The 15,493-nt window shown below is 35.1% G+C and carries 10 protein-coding genes; 9 read left to right on the top strand and 1 reads right to left on the bottom strand.

What is annotated here, in order from left to right:
• The first annotated feature begins 294 nt into the window (after positions 1-294).
• The 3 genes from katG to J0383_RS19070 all read left to right on the top strand — a co-directional run bounded on the left by katG (position 295) and on the right by J0383_RS19070 (position 5,498).
• The gene (gene katG / locus J0383_RS19060; RefSeq protein WP_207295547.1) at positions 295-2,571 is read left to right on the top strand and encodes a catalase/peroxidase HPI; all 2,277 of its coding nucleotides are present in this window, start codon (positions 295-297) and stop codon (positions 2,569-2,571) included.
• Between the two features lie 362 nt (positions 2,572-2,933).
• Positions 2,934-4,796 carry a right-handed parallel beta-helix repeat-containing protein gene (locus J0383_RS19065; protein WP_207295548.1) on the top strand — a complete coding sequence of 621 codons (1,863 nt, stop codon included), beginning with the start codon at positions 2,934-2,936 and terminating at the stop codon, positions 4,794-4,796.
• 60 nt (positions 4,797-4,856) lie between these two features.
• Complete coding sequence (locus J0383_RS19070) at positions 4,857-5,498, top strand: sugar-binding protein (RefSeq protein ID WP_207295549.1); 642 nt, start codon at positions 4,857-4,859, stop codon at positions 5,496-5,498.
• Here the strand turns inward: J0383_RS19070 and J0383_RS19075 are convergent, their stop codons facing one another.
• A complete protein-coding gene (locus tag J0383_RS19075) occupies positions 5,499-6,539 on the bottom strand; it encodes a LacI family DNA-binding transcriptional regulator (RefSeq protein WP_207295550.1) in 1,041 nt (346 codons plus the stop codon).
• 318 nt (positions 6,540-6,857) lie between these two features.
• Between J0383_RS19075 and J0383_RS19080 the strand changes: the two genes are divergently transcribed.
• The 6 genes from J0383_RS19080 (at position 6,858) to glmM (ending at position 14,896) form a co-directional block, all read left to right on the top strand.
• A complete protein-coding gene (locus J0383_RS19080; RefSeq protein WP_207295551.1) occupies positions 6,858-7,766 on the top strand; it encodes a sugar phosphate nucleotidyltransferase in 909 nt (302 codons plus the stop codon).
• 1 nt (position 7,767) lies between these two features.
• Positions 7,768-8,871 carry a phosphotransferase enzyme family protein gene (locus tag J0383_RS19085; RefSeq protein ID WP_207295552.1) on the top strand — a complete coding sequence of 368 codons (1,104 nt, stop codon included), beginning with the start codon at positions 7,768-7,770 and terminating at the stop codon, positions 8,869-8,871.
• Positions 8,872-8,876: 5 nt separating this feature from the next.
• Positions 8,877-9,803 (top strand): NAD-dependent epimerase/dehydratase family protein, encoded by a 927-nt coding sequence (locus J0383_RS19090; RefSeq protein ID WP_207295553.1) that lies wholly within the window; start codon positions 8,877-8,879, stop codon positions 9,801-9,803.
• Between the two features lie 31 nt (positions 9,804-9,834).
• On the top strand, positions 9,835-11,208 hold the full coding sequence (locus J0383_RS19095) for a sugar MFS transporter (protein WP_239023102.1): 1,374 nt from the start codon (positions 9,835-9,837) through the stop codon (positions 11,206-11,208).
• Positions 11,209-11,351: 143 nt separating this feature from the next.
• Positions 11,352-13,280 carry a glucosamine-6-phosphate deaminase gene (gene nagB / locus J0383_RS19100; RefSeq protein ID WP_207295554.1) on the top strand — a complete coding sequence of 643 codons (1,929 nt, stop codon included), beginning with the start codon at positions 11,352-11,354 and terminating at the stop codon, positions 13,278-13,280.
• A gap of 233 nt (positions 13,281-13,513) precedes the next feature.
• Positions 13,514-14,896: a phosphoglucosamine mutase gene (gene glmM / locus J0383_RS19105; protein ID WP_207295555.1), complete on the top strand. Its 1,383-nt coding sequence runs from the start codon at positions 13,514-13,516 to the stop codon at positions 14,894-14,896.
• The last annotated feature ends 597 nt before the right edge of the window (positions 14,897-15,493 follow it).

Here is a 15,493-nt window from a genome sequence, read left to right on the forward strand (position 1 = left end):
AAAACTCGCGTACTACAATTAAAAATCAGCAACACATTTATAATTATAAAGAAGCAGTAATTATAGAAATAGAAAGATTCTTTTTATTAAATTTATACGATTAAAATTCCACAATATGAGATTGTTACTTGTTTTTATAGTCTTTCTTTTGTTGTGGCGTAATTATAAATAATTTATGTTGTAAAAAGTTCTTGGTATAGATTTTATCTATTCTGTAAGAAATATTTATGATTCAGATCGTATATCTTCATTTTCATTAGTTTGTAATTTAGTAAAAAATAAAAATTTTCAACTATGGATAATCAATCAAATGACATCAGCAAATGCCCTTTTCATAATGGGAGCATGGACAAGCAAGCAGCTTCAGGCACAAAAAATCGTGACTGGTGGCCTAAACAATTAAAAGTAAATATCCTGAGACAAAATTCGTCATTGTCAAACCCGTTGAATAAGGATTTTGATTATGCAGAAGCTTTCAAAAGTCTAGATCTTGAAGCAGTAAAGAAAGATTTACATGCTCTTATGACTGATTCGCAAGATTGGTGGCCTGCTGATTTTGGTCACTACGGAGGACTTTTTATAAGAATGGCTTGGCATAGTGCCGGTACTTATAGAGTGCACGACGGGCGAGGCGGAGCAGGAGCGGGGCAGCAGCGATTTGCACCTCTTAATAGCTGGCCTGATAATGTCAGTTTGGATAAAGCCAGAAGATTACTTTGGCCAATAAAACAAAAGTATGGACAAAAAATTTCTTGGGCAGATCTAATGATTTTAACTGGAAATGTTGCTTTAGAATCAATGGGTTTTAAAACATTTGGTTTTGCTGGAGGACGTGCCGATGTTTGGGAAGCTGACGAATCTGTATACTGGGGATCTGAAACAACATGGTTAGGAGGCGACGAACGTTATAAAGATGGTTCTGAAGGAGTACCAAAAGATCATGGAGTGGTTTCTTCAGATGATGATGCAGATGGAGATATTCACAGTAGAAATCTTGAAAAACCACTTGCAGCAGTGCAGATGGGACTTATATATGTAAATCCAGAAGGACCAGATGGAAATCCAGATCCTATTGCTGCCGCAAGAGATATTAGAGATACTTTTGGACGAATGGCAATGAATGATGAAGAAACAGTCGCCTTAATTGCTGGAGGGCATACATTTGGTAAAACACACGGAGCAGCTTCTTCTGATCACGTAGATGCAGAGCCTGAAGCAGCTGGATTAGAATTACAAGGATTCGGATGGAAAAATAGTTACGGTTCTGGAAAAGGTCCAGATGCTATTACCAGCGGACTTGAAGTTACTTGGACCAAAACACCAACGCAGTGGAGTAATAACTTTTTTGAAAACTTATTTGGTTTTGAATGGGAACTTTCTAAAAGTCCTGCGGGTGCGCATCAATGGGTCGCAAAAAATGCTGAAGCAATTATTCCAGATGCTTTTGATGCCAACAAAAAACACCTGCCAACAATGCTTACTACGGATTTATCATTACGATTAGATCCAGCTTACGAGAAAATATCCCGTCGCTTTTTAGAAAATCCAGACCAGTTTGCAGATGCCTTTGCTAGAGCATGGTTTAAATTGACACATCGTGATATGGGACCTCGCGCTCTATATTTAGGGCCTGAAGTACCAGCAGAAGAACTATTGTGGCAAGACCCTATTCCAGAAGTAAATCATATACTAGTAGATGCTCAAGATGTTGCTCAATTGAAAGAAAAAATACTAAATACAGGATTAACGATTTCTCAGTTAGTTGCTACAGCATGGGCTTCAGCTTCAACCTTTAGAGGATCTGATAAACGAGGCGGTGCCAATGGAGGACGTATTAGACTTGCGCCTCAGAAAGATTGGGAAGTAAATAATCCTGCTTCATTAAAAATAGTTTTAGATAAGTTAGAAGCAATTCAGAATGAATTTAATGCTTCACAGAGTGGTGGAAAAAAAGTTTCTTTGGCCGACTTGATAGTTCTAGCAGGTTCAGCTGCTGTTGAAAAAGCGGCTAAAGATGCAGGAGCTTCAGTTGAAGTGCCGTTTTCACCTGGACGTATGGATGCATCTCAAGAACAAACAGATGTTGAATCGTTTGGATATTTGGAACCAAAAGTAGATGGTTTCAGAAATTACAGAAAAACAAAATCACCAGTTTTAACCGAAGAACTGCTTATTGACAAAGCTAATTTATTAAAGCTTACTGCACCAGAATTAACCGTGCTTTTAGGAGGACTTCGTGTTTTAGATATTAATGCAGATGGAAGTAAAAATGGTGTATTTACCAATAGACCGGGTCGTTTAACAAATGATTTCTTTATTAATCTTTTGGATATGAACACTCAGTGGCAATCAGTTTCTAATGATAAAGAGCTTTATACAGGAAACGATAGAAACACTGGACAGCCAAAATGGATAGGAACCCGTGCCGATCTAGTTTTTGGTTCAAATTCAGAATTAAGAGCAATAGCAGAAGTATATGCTTCAGCAGATGCACATGAAAAATTTGTAACTGACTTTATTGCCGTATGGACTAAAGTTATGAATCTTGACAGATTTGACTTGAAAGCATAATACGATAACAATTTCATTTTAAAAAAGACGCCATATTGGCGTCTTTTTTTATTATACCGTTTTAACAGCTTGTATGTAATTATAGTATTAATCTTAAATGTGTTCAAGCACATTTTGAAATAATTGAGTCTATATATAAAAACTGTAAGTAAAGTATTTCAAATATCTAAAAATCATGTGTTCGAACACATTTTTTGTTTTTTAAACTTGTTTTTTTGAAAACATTATTTACTTTAGTTTCAAATAAGTTTTCAAAAGCATTTTTTATACCTCGAAAAAAGCAGATTGGAACTTATTCTACATATGTAAATATTGCAATATTTTATATAATTTTTTTTAATGTTAACCCAAAATTTAAAATTATGAAAATTGAAAAAATTACTTTTTTTATTTTGTTTTGCTTTTTACAAGGATTTTCCCAAACCTACGTTTCAACAACCGGAAACGATACAACTGGAACTGGAACAGCTGCTCTTCCGTATAAAACTATTGTAAAAGGAGTTCAGGCTGCGCCATCAGGCGGAACTGTTTTGGTACTTTCGGGAACTTATCCTGTAACAGGGCCAATTTATGTTGGGAAACCATTAACGATCCAAAAAAGCGGATCTGGAGCTGTAACCATCAATGCTTCGGGATGGACAAGTACTGATACCTATGTTTTAGGAATTGTAAATACAAGCGATGTTACCATCGACGGTTTGACTATTATAAATAAAATAGGAAACGGAAGTAAAGGAATCTGGATTTTAGCCAACTCAGGCGCAACGTCTAATTTGAATAATATTACCGTTAAAAACTCTGTAGTTAAGAATATCGGGTGGATCAGTAATAATCTTTCTTCAATCCCAGCCAACAGCGGCATTGTAGCAAATGCAATTAAAGTAGACGGAGGAAACGGAACTTACGCCATTACCAATGTGAAAATTGAGAATAATGAAGTGGCAAATTGTGCCACAGGCTGGGGAGAAGCTGTAACTGTTACCGGGAATGTAAATGGATTTTCAGTTTCAAAAAATACAGTTTACGATATTGCAAACATTGGTATTGTTGCCGCAGGAAATTATTTGTCAACAGGAGCTTCGGCTAACAATCAGGCTAGAAATGGTGTAATTGCATCAAATGAAGTTTTTGATTGCATGAGCGCTGTTGCCAATAGTGCCGGAATTTATATTGATGGTGCTCTTAACTGTACAGTGGAAAGAAATGAGGTTTACAACTGCGGTGTTGGACTTGCAGTTGGTGCCGAGCAGAATACTTCTACAGGAAATGGTGGAGTTTCTACAGGTCATATTATAAACAATAACTCAGTTTACAATAATGTTGTAACAGGAGCCATTTTTGGAGGAGTTATAGGAAGCGGTTATACGACAAGTGTAGCCAATACGAAAATCTACAACAATACTTTTTATAAAAACAGAACTGGAGCCGTTATAAATGGCGTTACGACCATTAATGGCGTTGCAGTAGGAACAATTGCAGATATTTATGGAGGAGAAGTACATTTTCAAAATAGCTCAGGAATAACCTTCAAGAATAATATTCTTTATGCGACAACTGGTAAGAAAGCACTTTTAGCTTCTTACGGATATACAATTTCGAGCTTTGTTTCAGATTACAACTTATTTTACAGAGAAGGAAATACAGACTTTATCATCGATCTAACGGGCACAAGTTTTAACGGAAGCTCAACAACCGGATCGTATAATCCAGCGCAGTTTGCAACAGCAACCGGACAAGATGTAAACTCGGTTGTGGGATTGCCAGGTTTTGTTAATGCATCAATTTTTGATTTTACATTGACTACAGGTGCTTTTGCTGCTGATAAAGGAGATCCTACATACAATTCAACGTATTCTGGAACTTTAGATTTTGATGATGATATTCGAAAAAGAAATGGCCGTATCGATATTGGATGCTCAGAACTTCAGACAGGTTCAACAGCCAAAAAAGCAGCAACTGCTGTAACAGCGGAAGAAAGTGTTACTACTTTCTCAGTTTATCCAAACCCAGCATCTGAAGAGATAAATATCAATTTTGGAAAAGTAGTTAACTATGCAAGTTATTCAATATCAGATTTGAACGGAATTGTTTTGGCAAGAGGACAATTCAATTCGGTTGACAATGCAAAAATTAATATATCAGATTTGAAGGCAAATTCACAATTGGTTATTCTTCAAATTAATGCTGATAATGAAATCAGTAACAATAAAATATACTTTAAATAAAAACTTTAAGAGCAGGAGGTTTATAGTCTTCTGCTCTTTTTAATAAAATATGTTTCCAGAATGAAGAATTACAATGTGAATTTTGTTGATAAAAATACTTTGCAAATCAATGGTTTAGGAGATGATCCGCTTTGGGAAAAAGCAAATGTATTAACTGATTTTATTTCGCCTTGGGATAATCAGGAAATCAAGAAAATAGAGCTTCGTTCAATATGGGATTCCGAAAGGATCTTTTTTTGTTATAAAGTATATGATAATGAAGTGCATATCGAAAGAAAAAAAGATACAATTGACAGTATAAATAATTCGGATCGTGTTGAGATTTTTTTCAGAGAAAATGCCTCACTCAATCCATATTATTGTTTAGAAATCGATCCTGATCCCAGAATTATGGATTTCATTGCTTATGCTGAAAAGAAATTTGATTTCGGATGGAATTGGCCTGAAAACCATTTAATGGTGAAATCGAATATAAATGAACATTATTTTACAGTCGAAATCGCCATAACTATTCAATCTTTAAAAGAATTGAACCTGCTGAACAACAGCGTAATTGAAACTGGATTTTACAGAGCAAAATACATAAAACAAGAAGATGAAACGTACGAACCTATTTGGATTTCTTGGGTAAACCCTAATACCGAAACTCCAAATTTTCACATCGCAAGTTCTTTTGGAACTTTAACATTACTTGAGCCTTAATTATAGAATGTAATCTTTTGCGTTTTCAGTATTGATAATGTCAATGGGAAGCAGTTTTTCCGCACTAATTTCTTTCTCAAAAATAAAATGTTCAATCAAATTGGTAACTCCCAGATAAGCCTGTCTTTTTGGATTTTGATGAATTAAAAAATCAATCGTTTTATTGTTCAAGTATTCAAGATTGTTTTCTAACAAATCATAACCTACAAGTGCGATTTTATTTTCGGGTTTCTTGGCAATAATTTTAGCGACCTGATACGCTTTTGAAGTCGTCACAAAAAGCCCTTTAATAGCAGGGTTTTCTTCCAAGAACTCTTTTAAAGTGCTTTTAAATTGCGGATGTTTTACTTTAAAAGTCTTGATTTCAAACTTTCCTTTTTCAATCGTATCAAAATAATTTCTAAAACCTCTTTCTTTTTCCTGCATGTGAATGGCATTCTCGTAATCTTCATCAATATGAACAATTGCGATTGTACCTTTTTGAATCAGCAAATCCAGTAATCTCGCAGCGATTCTTCCGCTTTGAAACAAATCCTGTCCCACAAAGCTTTTTATAGCGCTGGACTTAAGCTGGTTATTAAAAATACTCGAAATAATACCTTTAGAATTATAAGTTTCGATAGCATCGATAGCTTCTTTATGAAATAGCGGAACCAATAAAACAGCATCTGGAGCACTGTTTAGCACATTTTGGTTCGTTTCTACAAACGAAGAAGTACTTGTGGGATCAAAAAGAAAAATCTCAACTTTTACATTAAAAGATTTAAACTCTTTTTTGGCTTCATTTATACCATCAATACAAGGCTGCCAATATGGGTCGTTAGCAGAATCAGGAAGCAAAACACAAATCGAGTAAATCTGGGTTTTCTTTAAACTACGTGCCAATACATTAGGCTGATAGTCAATCTTATCCAACACTTCATTTACTCTTTTTAAGGCATCTTCAGATACTTTTCCTCTTTTGTGCAAAACGCGGTCTACAGTTCCTTTTGAAACACCTGCAAGTTCTGCTATATCCTTAATTGTATAAATCTTTTCCATATAAAAACAAATATATATAAAAATCGAATATCAGAAAATAATAAATGATATGTGTTCGAAAACATTTTTATTGTGTTCGAGCACATTTTAACAGTTTTTTCTTTTTTTATATGATATTAATATATACTTTAGCCGAATATTAATCATATAGTCTATTATATTAACTTAAAAATTGTCAGATTAATATTTATTTTTCGATTTATAAGAGAAATTTCTAAAATATTAAGTTTTGAAATTTTTAGAGTTTTTTTCAGAGGTCGGAAAAAAAGAAAAATAACCAAAAACAAAAAATAATAATCAATTTAATATACAATTTAAATGAGCAAAAGTAAACCTACACTCGTGATCTTGGCGGCAGGTATTGGAAGTCGATATGGTGGATTAAAACAATTAGATACATTTACCCCAGAAGGAGATACAATTATGGATTTTTCGATATATGATGCATTGCAGGCAGGTTTTGGAAAATTTGTATTTATCATCAGTAAAAATATAGAAGAAGAATGCAAAGAGATTTTTAATAAAAAATTAGAAGGCAAAGCCGAAGTGGGTTATGTTTTTCAGGAAATAGAAAATGTGCCGCCTCAATACTTAAATCCTGAAAGAAAAAAACCTTGGGGAACTGGCCACGCACTTTTGATGGCAAAAGATGAGGTAACCGAAAATTTCGCCATCATCAACGCCGATGATTTTTACGGAAAAGAAGCCTTTGAAATCATGGCAAAAGCCTTAACGGAAATGGACAAAGAATCATACAACTTTAATATGATGGCATATCTGCTTAAAAACACCGTTTCAGATCACGGTTTTGTTTCAAGAGGAGAATGTCAGGTGGATGAAAACAATTATCTGACCGATGTTACGGAACGCACCCATATCGAAAAAATTGACGGAAGATTGATGCGTAAAGACGATAAAGGAGAATTTATTCCAATTGATGAAAATACAATTGTTTCAATGAACTTCTGGGGCTTTACTCCAAAATGTTTTGAGTTTGGAGGTGCTCTTTTTGAAGAATTTTTAAAAGAAAATGAAAACGATTTAAAAGCGGAATTCTTTATTACATCTGTCGTAAATGAAATTTTAAAATCAGATAATGCCTCTGTAGAAGTACTTCAGTCCAATGCAAAATGGTTTGGAGTAACGTATAAAGAAGACAAAGAAATAGTAAAAAAAGAAATTGAAAAGTTAAGAGCTCAAAACGTTTATCCAACTAATCTTTGGTAATATGACAGCGGAACAATTACAATTTATTTTCGAAAAGTTTGACCATATAGAGGTCTTTAGAACTTTTGAAGAACTGTCTTCCGGTCATATTAATGACACGTATCTCGTAACCACCGAAAGTGATAGACAGTTCATTTTACAGCGAATTAACGACGGCGTTTTTAAAGATGTTCCAGGTCTTATCGCGAATAAAGTAAGTGTAAGTAAACATTTGCTTCGAAAATTAAAAGATTTACCCGAAGACGAACTCAAACGTCGTGTTTTAACCTTTGTTGGAACCAAAAAAGGTATTTTTTATTATCAGGATCAAGAAGGGAATTTCTGGAACGTAATGGTTTATATTGAAGGAAGTTTGACTTTTGAAACCGTAAACAATGAAGAAATTGCATACGAAGGCGGAAAATTATTTGGCGAATTTCTAAATCTTACCAGTGATTTTGATGCCAGAAAACTAACAGAAGTAATTCCTAATTTTCATAACATGGCTTTTCGTTATTCTCAGTTTGATACCGCAATGAAAGAAGCTTCTGGACAAAGAATTGAGCAGGCAAAAGACCTCATTAAACTCGTAGTAGATTTAAAAGAAGAAATGCATATTTTACAAAACTTAAAAGATGCCAAAAAAATCAAACTGAGAGTTACGCATAATGACACCAAAATTTCAAACGCACTTTTTGACACTAACAAAAAAGGACTTTGTGTAATTGATACTGATACGGTTATGCCGGGAATTATTCATTATGATTTTGGTGATGCCATCAGAACCATTTGTAACACAGCGGCAGAAGATGAAAAAAATCTAGAAAAGGTAAATTTCAACCTGCAATTTTACAAAGCCTATGTAAAAGGATTTTTGGAGAAAACGAATTCTTCACTTTCTACGCTCGAAATTAAATATTTACCACTTGGCGCCAAAACAATGACTTTTATAATGGCACTTCGTTTTCTAACAGATTTCTTAAACGACGATGTGTATTATAAAACAGAATATCCAGAACACAATCTGGATCGTTCAAAAAATCAGTTTAAGCTAATTGAAAGTCTTTCGGAACAATTTACAGAAATGGAAGATTACAATTTGAATTTCATTGGAACATTAAAATAAAAAGAATGAAAAAATATGTAATTACCGGAGGTGCCGGTTTTATAGGAAGTCATATTGCAGAACATTTATCAAATCAAGGACATCAGGTTATGGTATATGATAGCCTTAGAACGGGATTTGAACATAATCTCGAAAATTTGAATGTAGAATTTGTAAAAGGAGACATCCGCGATGAGAATTTAGTCAATGAAGTAATCAGTGGAGCAAGTGGTGTTTTTCATCTTGCAGCTTTGGTAAGTGTTCCAGAATCGTTATTGAAAATTAAAGAATGTATCGAAATCAATACAATTGGAACCATTAATATTTTGGAAGCAGCAAAAAACAATCCACACTGTAAAGTTGTGCTTTCTACTTCGGCGGCGAATTATGGCAATAATCCTGTTTTACCAAAAGTGGAAACCATGTTTCCAGAACCTATGACGCCTTATGCGATTACAAAACTGGACGGCGAATATTATTTAAAAATGTATCTCGATCAATATCAGCTTCAAACCGCCTCTTTGCGATATTTTAATGTCTTTGGTCCGCGTCAGAATCCAGAATCAGCTTATGCGGCGGCAGTGCCTATTTTTATTAATAAAGCACTTCAAAACGAACCCATTACCATTTATGGAGACGGTTCGCAAACCAGAGATTTTATTTATGTGAAAGATGTTGTAAAAGCAAATATTCTGGCTTCGCAAAAAGGAAATGAAACCTACAATGTCGCTTTAGGACACAGTACATCGGTTTTAGAATTAGCCGAAAAAATCATAAAAATTACCAATTCAAAATCTCAGATAAAATTTCTAGAGGAAAGACCCGGAGATATCAAACACTCTAAAGCAGATCCTGAAAAATTCAATCAATTAGGTTTTAAACCCGATTACTCGATTGATGCTGCTTTAGAAGAAACCATCACCTTTTATCATCAGCAATTAATCAGCAAATAAAATTCAACAGTAACCAAAAACCAACCAGATTATGTCACAAATAGATTTTACATTAAAAAAAGAGCAAAACAGCACTTTGATTCCGATGGTTATTTTAACCTCATTGTTTTTTATTTTTGGATTCGTAACCTGGTTAAACGGACCGCTGATTCCATTTTTTAAATTAGCCTGCGAACTAACCGAATCGCAATCTTACTTTGTAACTTTTGCTTTTTACATTGCTTATTTTGTAATGGCAATTCCATCTTCATTTTTAATTGAAAAAGTAGGATACAAAAACGGTATTTCGTTAGGTTTATTAGTAATTGCAGCAGGAGCATTGCTTTTTTATCCTGCAGCCGCAGCAAGAACTTTTCCACTGTTTTTAGCCGCTTTATTTGTTATGGGAACCGGTTTAGCTGTTTTACAAACCGCTTCAAATCCGTATGTAGTGGTTATTGGTCCTCGCGAAAGTGCAGCCGCCAGAATCAGTGTTTTAGGAATTGCAAATAAATTGGCAGGATTTCTGGCTCCGTTATTATTAACCTCTTTGGTTTTATCCAATATCGGCGATTATTCAGCAGATAAAATTGCTGTAATGACTTCTGTAGAAAAAGAAACCGCTTTAGATTCGCTGGCTTTACAATTACAGACGCCTTATATTTATATGGCAGCAATTATGCTCTTTCTGGCAGTTTTGGTAAAATATTCACCACTTCCTGAAATTAATTTAGATGATGAAGGTCAGGCAGAACATTTGAGTATTTTCAAACAAATCAAAAAAGCATTCCAGCATCCGCAGTTGGTTTTTGGAGTAATTACTTTGATGGTCTATATCGCGGCTGAGGTTTTAGCTGGAGATTCTATTGGAGGTTTCGGAAAACAATTGGGAGTTTATGGTGAAAGCGGATCTTTTTATTTAAAACTGACTTCGTTTACAATGACTTTTATGGTTATTGGTTATATATTGGGAATTACTCTGATTCCAAAATACGTTTCACAGGTTTTTGCTTTAAAAGTTTCGGGATTTTTAGGACTCATTTTGGTGGGCTTAATCGTTATTCTCTCTCCAAAAATTATGATCGAACTGCCGGGACTTCCGCAATTACCACTAGTGATTATTTTAGTGGCCTTACTCGGATTAGCAAATGCACTTTGCTGGCCTGCAATCTGGCCGATGGCACTTCAGGATTTGGGTGGATTTACAAAAATTGGAGGCGCAATTCTAATTATGGGAATCATTGGCGGAGCTGTTTTTCCTTTATTATACGGAATGCTTGCAGATACTATTAATGCATCAAATGAAGCCTCCGGAATTGTTGAAACAGCAAAAAGCGGTAATCAATTGGCATATTCAATATTAATTCCCGCTTATCTCGTAATTATCTTTTTTGCATTCAAAGGACATAAATACAGAAGCTGGTAAAGCTACAAATTGACAACGTTTATATAAAATAACATTTCATTTATAAAACAATTTTAAAGCATTCAAATCTGGTATTTGAACATGCTCAACTCAACTTATGCCTTTTTCAAACGCATAAAAACATTAAAATAAAAAACTATATCATGTTAAAAAGTAAAATAGACAAAGCGACAGGATTTGAAAAACGCTTCGAAAACATCAATACGGTTGTATTTGAAAATTCGGGTGAGGCTTCAAAAGCTGTTGCGCAGGAAATTGCCGCTTTAATCCAGTCAAAACAAAAAGAAAACAAACCGTGTATTTTAGGTCTGGCAACAGGATCTTCCCCAAAAGGACTCTATGCCGAACTGGTTCGTCTTCATAAAGAAGAAGGCCTTAGTTTCAAAAACGTAATCAGTTTTAATCTGGACGAATACTATCCGATGGAGCCGAACTCAATCAACAGCTACGTCCGTTTTATGAAAGAGCTTCTGTTTGACCATGTCGATATTTTACCTGAAAACTGCCATATCCCGGACGGACTTTTAACCAAAGAACAGATCGCGGATTACTGCCATGAGTACGAAGCCAAAATCGAAGAACTGGGCGGAATCGATCTGCAGATTCTGGGAATCGGAGGAAACGGGCACATTGGTTTTAATGAGTCGGGATCGCTCCAGAACTCAAAAACACGTCTGGTGGCTCTGGACCATATCACAAGAGTGGCGGCAAGCAAAGATTTCTTCGGATTGAACAATACGCCGAGAACGGCAATCACACTCGGCGTGAAAAAAATCATGGAAGCGAAAAGAGTGATTTTACTAGCCTGGGGAGAAGGAAAAGCGAATATTGTTAAAAGATCAGTTGAAGATGAAGTAACGAACAGAGTTCCGGCTTCATTTTTACAGGAACATGATAATGCTGTTTTTATTCTGGATAAAGAAGCTTCTTCAAAACTTACCAGAATCAACAAACCGTGGCTGGTGGAGAAAATTGTCTGGACGGATAAACTGACCAGAAAAGCGGTTTTAGGTCTGGCATTAGACCTTAAAAAACCAATTTTAATGCTTACCGATGCCGATTATATCGAAAACGGAATGAGCGATCTGCTGGCAGATTCAGGTCCGGCTTACGATATCAATATCAAAATATTCAATAAACTGCAGAATACCATTACGGGCTGGCCGGGCGGAAAACCCAATGCAGACGATACCAACCGTCCTGAAAGAGCAGAGCCTGCAAAAAAACGTGTTCTGATTTTCAGTCCGCACCCAGATGATGATATTATCAGCATGGGAGGAACCTTTATGCGTCTGCAGGAGCAGGGGCATGAAGTGCATGTAGCGTACCAGACATCTGGAAATATTGCAGTTGCCGATGATGAAGCGCTCCGTTTTGCCAGATTCGTGATTGACTACAACGAAAAATTCGGGATTAAAAGCGGGGAAGCCGACAATATCTACAAAAAAGCACAGACTTTTTTAGAAAACAAAAAGAACAGCGAGATTGATATTCCTGAAGTCCGCTATATAAAAGGACTGATCAGAAAAGGAGAGGCTAGGGCAACGAGCCATTTTGTGGGGCTTCCTGATGAACAGATCCATTTTATGGAACTTCCTTTTTATGAAACAGGAACCATCGAGAAGAAACCAATCGGGCAGGAAGATATCCAGATTACGATGGATCTGATTGAAAAAATCAAACCGCACCAGATTTATGCGGCAGGAGATTTAGCAGATCCGCACGGCACGCATAAAGTCTGCCTTGATGCGGTTTTTGAGTCGGTTAAAAAACTGAAGCCGAAAGAATTCATGAATGACTGCTGGTTATGGTTATACCGAGGTGCTTGGCAGGAATGGGGGATTGACGAAGTTGAAATGGCAGTTCCGATGAGTCCCGACCAGGTTCTGGCAAAACGCCACGGAATCTTCAAACACCAGTCTCAGAAAGACGGTGTTGTTTTCCAGGGAACTGATTCAAGAGAGTTCTGGCAGAGAGCCGAAGACAGAAACCGCGAAACCGCAATTGTTTACCAGCAAATGGGACTATCGAGCTATGCAGCAATGGAAGCATTTGTGAGATGGCATTACTAAGAAGGTTCTAAGGTTCTGAGATGCTAAGATTCTAAGTTTAATAAAAAGGGGTTAGAGTTTTTGCCACAGATTAAAAGGATTAGATAGATTTTTAAAAACTGTACTTAGCTTACATATCGATTTGCGGACTTTGAATTGAAAATTAAACTAGAAAAAAACTACTTAGCGAGCTTTGCGTAAAGACTTTGCGCACTTTGCGGTTAAATTTTTCACAGCATAAATATTATACAAAAATGGCATTAATAAAATCAATTTCAGGAATACGAGGCACAATTGGCGGGGTTGTCAATGAAAATTTAACTCCGGTAAATGCGGTGAAATTTGCCGCAGCTTATGGAATGTGGCTTAAAAGCGAAAACTCAAATGAATCATTAACCGTAATTATTGGTAGAGATGCCCGAATTTCTGGTGAAATGATCAGCAATCTGGTTGCCAATACACTTACCGGATTAGGAATAAACGTAATCGATATTGGTTTGTCGACAACTCCAACTGTTGAAGTTGCCGTAACTCTTGACAAAGCCGATGGCGGCATTATAATTACAGCAAGTCATAATCCCAAACAATGGAATGCTTTAAAATTATTAAATGAGAAAGGCGAGTTTTTGAACGCAGTTGAAGGTGAGAAAATCCTAAATATTGCCGAAGATGAAAATTTCTTATTTGCTGAAGTTGATGATTTAGGGAAATATGAAAAGAAAGAAGGATATATAAACCGACACATTGATGAAGTTTTAAAACTGCCTTTGGTTGATAACGAAGCCATTAAAAAAGCAGGTTTTAAAGTTGTTGTTGATGCCGTTAATTCAACGGGAGGTATTGCAGTTCCTGCTTTGCTTGAAAAATTGGGAGTAGAATGCATACAATTATATTGTGAACCAAATGGACATTTTCCACATAATCCAGAGCCTTTAAAAGAACATTTAACGGATATTTCAGAATTGGTCGTTACAGAAAAAGCTGATTTTGGAATCGTGGTAGATCCAGATGTAGACCGCTTGGCCATAATTTGCGAAGATGGTTCTATGTTTGGCGAAGAATATACATTGGTTGCCTGCGCTGATTATGTTTTAGGAAAAACAAAAGGAAATACCGTTTCAAATTTATCATCATCGCGCGCTTTACGCGATATTACTCAAAAACATGGCGGAGCTTATGAAGCCAGTGCAGTTGGAGAAGTAAATGTGGTTGAATTAATGAAAACTACCAATGCCATTATTGGAGGAGAAGGAAACGGCGGAATCATTTATCCAGAATCGCATTATGGAAGGGATTCGTTGGTTGGTATTGCCTTATTTTTATCTCATTTAGCGAATCTTAAAATTTCGTGTAAAAAACTTAGAGAAAGTTACCCAGAATATTTTATGAGTAAAAGTAAAATTGAACTGACTCCAGATATAAACGTTGATGAGATCTTGACAAAATTAACTGAGAAATTCAGCAATGAAAAACCAAATTGTATCGATGGCGTTAAGATTGATTTTGAAAACGAATGGGTGCATTTGCGTAAGTCGAATACCGAACCAATCGTGAGGATTTATACCGAAAGTATTTCGCAGAAAAAAGCAGATGATTTAGCCTCAAAATTCATAGTTGAAATAGAAGCATTATTGTAAGATTTGACGAAGAATTTCTATTAAAAATATATTTAAAAATCGAAGCAAAAGATCAATAAAATCTACTAAAAAGGATACTTTGTTGATTTTTATAATTAAATGAATATCAAATATTTTCAATTGATTTTAAAAATATAATTAATTTTTTTTGATAAATGTTTGAATTCTTACAGGTTATAATTTTAAAATAGGTATGAATTTAGTAATACTTTTTTTAAAAAATGTGCTCGAAAACACTTTTTTCATGTGCACGAACACATTTTTTCGGTTTTGCCATTGTTTATTAAAAATTATTATTTAGTTTAGCCATAAGTAAGTAGAAAAAAAGCTTTTTTTTATCCGTTTTCGAAGTACAAAACATGACACTTTAAAAGCCAAAAAACGGAAGTGAGATTTTAAAACAAAAAGAAAATAATCAGTTGATTTTAAGTGAGAAAAAGAAACTGAAAAAAGAATATCAAAAAAAATAACCGAACAAAAACAAAAACCAATGAAAAAAATTATGACATCAAAAAAGACATAAACCGAACTCTTCACTTTGTGAATGAAATAAAAAATCTAACCAATTTTTTAGACACACAAAGTTTGTTTTTCATT

The organism is Flavobacterium endoglycinae (assembly GCF_017352115.1).
Classification (GTDB): domain Bacteria; phylum Bacteroidota; class Bacteroidia; order Flavobacteriales; family Flavobacteriaceae; genus Flavobacterium; species Flavobacterium endoglycinae.

Excerpts from the sequence above, each read along its gene's own strand:
- J0383_RS19075 (WP_207295550.1), bottom strand. The coding sequence starts at position 6,539 with ATGGAAAAGATTTATACAATTAAGGATATAGCAGAACTTGCAGGTGTT.
- J0383_RS19085 (WP_207295552.1), top strand. The coding sequence starts at position 7,768 with ATGACAGCGGAACAATTACAATTTATTTTCGAAAAGTTTGACCATATA.
- katG (WP_207295547.1), top strand. The coding sequence starts at position 295 with ATGGATAATCAATCAAATGACATCAGCAAATGCCCTTTTCATAATGGG.
- J0383_RS19065 (WP_207295548.1), top strand. The coding sequence starts at position 2,934 with ATGAAAATTGAAAAAATTACTTTTTTTATTTTGTTTTGCTTTTTACAA.
- J0383_RS19095 (WP_239023102.1), top strand. The coding sequence starts at position 9,835 with ATGTCACAAATAGATTTTACATTAAAAAAAGAGCAAAACAGCACTTTG.
- nagB (WP_207295554.1), top strand. The coding sequence starts at position 11,352 with ATGTTAAAAAGTAAAATAGACAAAGCGACAGGATTTGAAAAACGCTTC.
- J0383_RS19070 (WP_207295549.1), top strand. The coding sequence starts at position 4,857 with ATGAAGAATTACAATGTGAATTTTGTTGATAAAAATACTTTGCAAATC.
- J0383_RS19090 (WP_207295553.1), top strand. The coding sequence starts at position 8,877 with ATGAAAAAATATGTAATTACCGGAGGTGCCGGTTTTATAGGAAGTCAT.
- J0383_RS19080 (WP_207295551.1), top strand. The coding sequence starts at position 6,858 with ATGAGCAAAAGTAAACCTACACTCGTGATCTTGGCGGCAGGTATTGGA.
- glmM (WP_207295555.1), top strand. The coding sequence starts at position 13,514 with ATGGCATTAATAAAATCAATTTCAGGAATACGAGGCACAATTGGCGGG.